Annotated in this window: 2 protein-coding genes and 1 pseudogene; 2 read left to right on the forward strand and 1 reads right to left on the reverse strand. The window is 46.4% G+C overall.

Annotation, left to right across the window (positions count from 1 at the left end; genetic code table 11):
• Positions 1 to 1,796: cobaltochelatase subunit CobN (locus KB557_RS08650; RefSeq protein ID WP_255133290.1), on the reverse strand; the 1,796-nt coding region annotated here is incomplete at its 3' end.
• A 57-nt stretch (positions 1,797 to 1,853) separates the two neighbouring features.
• Here KB557_RS08650 and KB557_RS08655 point away from each other — a divergent pair.
• The gene (locus tag KB557_RS08655) at positions 1,854 to 2,771 is read left to right on the forward strand and encodes a branched-chain amino acid transaminase (protein ID WP_255133292.1); all 918 of its coding nucleotides are present in this window, start codon (positions 1,854 to 1,856) and stop codon (positions 2,769 to 2,771) included.
• Positions 2,768 to 5,329, forward strand: a pseudogene (gene metH, locus KB557_RS08660) (methionine synthase); the annotation flags it as partial. The gene KB557_RS08655 and the pseudogene metH, both read left to right, overlap by 4 nt.

A 5,329-nucleotide genomic window follows, 5' to 3' on the forward strand; every position in this document is an offset into this window, starting at 1 on the left:
CCTAGAGGTGGGGTGAGGTGATCTAAAATGACAGCCTGGCTGCGGCGTTTTGCCTGGGAGCCTTCACCGGGATCATTAACTATAAATGGATAAATATTTGGCAGCGGTCCGAGCGCTATTTCAGGAAAACAATTTGCAGATAGGCCAATCCCCTTGCCGGGTAGCCATTCTAAATTTCCATGTTTACCAAAATGAATAACAGCGTTTACTTTGAACTCTTCCCTAATCCACAGGTAATGGGCCAGATAACTGTGGGTTGGTGCTAAATCGGGGCAATGATAATTCAAGGCAGGGTCGCGGTCGTATCCCCTGCTGGGTTGCAACATAACTATTATGTTTCCAAAAATTAAACCGCAAATAGGAAATTTTTGTTTATCAAGCCCTTGATCATTTGCAGCCTTTCCCCAGCGCGCTTCAATTAATTCTTGTGGTTCCTGAGCCAGTTGGGAAAACCAATCCTGATATTGAGCTAAATCCAGTTCAGCGCATGGGGCTAGGTGCCAGCTTTCGGGGTCAGGGCTGCGAGCATCTGTAAGGGCTTTGATTAATTCATCACCATCAATTGGCAGAGGCTTTTCTCCAAGTTGATAACCCTCTGCCTTAAGCCAATGCAGCACTTCCACAACGCTGGCTGGTGTATCTAGGCCCACACCATTTGCTAGGCGACTGTTGCGGCAGGGGTAATTAGCTAAGACCAGAGCAATGCGTTTCTGGCTCTCGGGGGTGCGGCGTAATTGCACCCAAGCAGCAGCTAACGCTGCCATCCAATCCAAGCGTTCCAGATCTGGGCAGTAGCGCTGAACAGCACATTCGAGGGCGCTGTCAGCCCGATAAAGCTCCTTAAAACAACCAATACGCCCAGTGATACGTCCATCAAGCTCCGGAAGAGCCACCTGCATGCTGAGATCTAAGGGGCTGAGGCCAACGCTGCTGGCGGCCCAGCGTTGTTTGGGAAGGGTGCTGCAAAGCATTTGCAACACCGGTACGCCAAGACTGCGCCAAAGGGGTGCACCCGCCTCTGCTTCATCGGCCTTCACCGAAGCAAATCCAGTGGCGCAGAGCACCAACTCCACCTGTTCTGCTTTAAATAATTGCCTCACCCCCTGTTGAACCAATTCGTCCCTAAGGCTGCTAACCAGTAACAGTCGCGGACATAAACCTGCAGCCCTAAAAGAAATTAAGCAACTATCTAATAGCTCGAGATCGGCGCTATTCCAAAGAGCTCGATAAAAAAGGAGGCCTACTCTGGCTCCACTATCCAAACACCAGTTGTAAGGCAATGGATCTTGTTGGGGTATTGGTTTTGGCGTTTCCATTGGCTTTCCTTCAAGCCATTGGCTGCAGCACGTCAACTCCTGAGCCATATTTTCAGGGCCCCCTTCCCTCAAGCAGCGGCCGATAGCAAGGCTTAGAAATTCCGGAAAGTTTCCAAGGCTTGCCAGTTCAGCTTCACCCTCGGCGGTGCCGCTAATGATTAGAAGACCCCTTTGATCGCTGCCTCTAGCCCAGTCCCTCAGTTGTTCGATGCCGTAGCTCCAATGGCCACGCCCCCCGAGCAAACGAACCAGCACTAATTTTGCGTTCACCACTGTGCTGCGCAGGTAGTGGTCTACAGCCGCTGGATGTTGCAGCGCTTGCAGGTTTAAACCCCGTACAGCCATCTTTCTGCTTTGGTTTGCCAGCAGGCTTAAGTCGCTATCAGCGCTGCTGAGAAACAAAAAAGGTGCAGCCGATTGCTCCACTAAAAAAGGTTCCTGGCTACTTAGGTCGCCAGGGATAGCTGCCAATCTGTGCATCTAGCCATCATCCCTGGCAAGGGGATGAGAAGATCAAAGCAAGGTTTCTGCCGCCAGATGCATCAATTTCTCCCATTTGCCTGGTTCGGTGGCCGCTGCGTGCCATTTGCAGAAGCCACTCTTTCTGTTGCCACCCATGCCTTGCATTACGGCACAGGCGCTTTTGGTGGCATGAGGGCTATACCTAATCCAGATAATTCACAAGAAATACTGCTGTTTAGAGCCGATCGCCATGCGAAGCGATTGAGTGAAAGTGCGAAGCTTTTGCTTACAGAATTAAGCGCAGAGACCGTGATGGATGCCGTTAGGCATTTTTTAAAGGCAAATAAACCAACGAAGCCCAGTTATTTGAGGCCATTTGTATATACTTCAGATCTTGGAATTGCACCAAGGTTGCATGATATTGAAACTGATTTTTTGATATATGGTATCGAATTAGGTGATTATCTGTCACCAGACGGCGTTACTTGCAGAATTAGTTCATGGACTAGGCAGGAGGACCGATCTCTTCCGTTAAGAGGAAAAATCAGCGGCGCTTACATAACCAGTTCTTTAGCTAAAACTGAAGCGGTTAAAAGTGGTTTTGATGAAGCATTGCTTTTAAATAGCCGCGGAAAGGTAAGCGAAGCAAGTGGAATGAATTTGTTTATTGTTCGCGATGGTATTTTGTTTACCCCCGGAGTTGATCAAGATATATTAGAAGGAATTACAAGAGCCAGTGTTATCGAACTAGCCCGCAGCATAGGAATAGAGGTGGTGGAAAGACCGATAGATAAAACTGAATTATTTATAGCTGATGAGGTATTTCTTACTGGAACAGCGGCTAAAGTAACTCCGGTGAGACGGGTGGAAAGCACAGAATTAGCCACATATAGACCCGTTATGGATACGCTTCGAGAACGGCTCACCGCCATTACTGAAGCCAGAGACCCTAAATTTGAACATTGGGTAACCAGGGTGAACATAGGGGAATGACAAGTTTTCTTGAACGGCTCCACAGCCCGCAGCGCCCGGTGTTGGTGTTCGATTGAGCAACGGGCACCTCTTTACAGCAGATGGAGCTCACCGCAACTGATTTTGGTGGAGTCGCTTTAGAAGGATGCAACGAGATATTGGTGCGTACACGGCCCGATGTAGTTAAGGAGGTGCACAGGCAATTCCTCGAGGCTGGTTGCGATGTAATTGAAACAAATACCTTCGGCTCTACATCATTAGTTCTTGCTGAATACGAGCTTCAAGCAGAAGCATTTGAACTAAACCGGGAGGCTGCCAACCTGGCCAGGGAGATGGCAGATGCCTACAGCAGCGAGGAAAAACCTAGATACGTAGCTGGTTCGATCGGACCCACCACTAAGTTACCCAGTCTTGGCCACGTAAGTTTCGATGTAATGAAGGCCTGTTTTGCAGAACAGGGTCGCGGTCTTTTAGCGGGAAATGTGGATTTATTCATTGTGGAAACCTGCCAGGATGTATTACAAATAAAGGCTGCATTAAGCGGTTTAGAACAAGCATTTGAAGAAACGGGTGAGAGGCGCCCTGTAATGGTTAGTGTAACGATGGAAACAACTGGCACGATGTTAGTTGGTTCTGATATAGCTGCAGTTGTTGCAATTTTAGAACCGTTCTCAATCGATATTCTTGGCTTAAATTGCGCCACCGGACCAGAGCAAATGAAGGAGCATATGCGCTATCTAAGTGCCCATGCTCCATTTGTTGTTAGCTGTATCCCTAATGCTGGTTTGCCTGAAAATGTTGGCGGTGTTGCCCATTATCGCTTAACCCCCATAGAGATGAAGATGGCACTTCATCATTTCATCGAAGATCTTGGCATTCAAGTTATTGGCGGATGTTGTGGTACTACCCCTGCTCATATTGCAGCCTTGGTGGAATTGGCAAGAGAATTAAAACCTGCCCCTCGCCAAGTTCGGCTCCCAGAGCAACGCATTGAGCGGCCCCAGCTTCAAGCTGAATCTGCAGCCGCTTCTCTGTACAGCACCACTAGCTACGAACAGGAAAATTCTTTTCTTATAATAGGTGAGAGATTAAATGCAAGCGGCTCAAAAAAAGTACGCGAATTGCTTAATGAAGAAAATTGGGATGGATTAATCGCTGTTGCCCGCAACCAAGTAAAAGAGAATGCTCATATCTTGGATGTAAATGTTGATTATGTTGGGCGAGATGGTGAATCCGACATGCATGAACTTGTTAGCAGGCTTGTAAATAATGTAAATCTTCCATTAATGCTTGATTCAACCGAATGGCAGAAAATGGAGGCTGGCCTGAAGGTTGCGGGTGGTAAATGTTTACTTAATTCCACTAACTATGAAGACGGCGATGACAGATTCTTCAAGGTGCTTGAATTGGCAAGAAGTTATGGGGCGGGAGTTGTTGTTGGCACAATCGATGAAGAAGGTATGGCCCGCACTGCAGAAAGAAAATTTGCAATAGCAAAACGCGCCTATTTAGATGCTTTGAAATATGGAATTCCGGCAAGAGAAATTTTTTACGATCCCTTGGCGCTTCCAATCTCTACCGGAATAGAGGAAGATAGGCGCAATGCTTGTGAAACAATTAAAGCAATTAAACGAATACGCACTGAATTACCTGGAGTTCATGTTTTACTAGGAGTTAGCAATATTAGTTTTGGTTTATCCCCAGCGGCTAGGATTGTATTGAATTCTATTTTCTTACACGATTGTTGTGAGGCTGGAATGGATGCGGCAATAGTTAGCCCTGCTAAAATATTGCCTCTTATAAAAATTAGCGACGCACATCAAAAGGTTTGTCGCGATCTTATCAATGATTTACGTGAGTTTGAAAATGGTGTTTGCAGCTACGACCCCCTCACAACTCTCACCACCTTATTTGAGGGGGTAAGCGCAAAAGAAGCCAGGGAATCTGGACCATCCTTGGCGGATCTTGCTGTTGAAGAGCGCTTAAAACAACATATTATCGATGGGGAACGAATCGGATTAGAAGCTGCCCTGATGGAGGGTTTGCTGCAATACAAACCTCTAGAAATTGTTAATACTTTTTTACTTGATGGCATGAAGGTTGTTGGCGAATTATTTGGTTCTGGTCAAATGCAACTTCCATTTGTTTTGCAGAGTGCTGAAACAATGAAAAGTGCTGTTGCATATCTAGAACCCCATATGGAAAAAATAATCGGCGCTGATGGTAAGGTTGAAAGCTCAGCTAAAGCAAAGTTACTGATAGCTACAGTGAGAGGTGACGTTCACGACATTGGCAAGAATCTCGTAGATATTATTCTCACAAATAACGGCTACGAAGTTATTAACCTTGGCATAAAACAATCCGTAGAAGCTATTATTGATGCCCAGCAAATTCATCAAGCTGATTGCATTGCAATGAGTGGCTTACTAGTGAAATCTACTGCATTTATGAAGGACAATCTAGCCGCATTTAATGATGCGGATATTAACGTTCCTGTTATTTTGGGTGGGGCGGCACTCACCCCTAGATTCGTTAATAAAGATTGTAGAGATGTTTATCACGGCCAGGTGATTTACGGT

Source organism: Synechococcus sp. Cruz CV12-2-Slac-r, from assembly GCF_024346075.1.
Taxonomy (GTDB): domain Bacteria; phylum Cyanobacteriota; class Cyanobacteriia; order PCC-6307; family Cyanobiaceae; genus Synechococcus_D.

What these genes read in the sequence shown, in the direction of transcription:
- KB557_RS08655 (WP_255133292.1), top strand. Translation starts at nt 1,854, where the DNA reads ATGCATCAATTTCTCCCATTTGCCTGGTTCGGTGGCCGCTGCGTGCCA.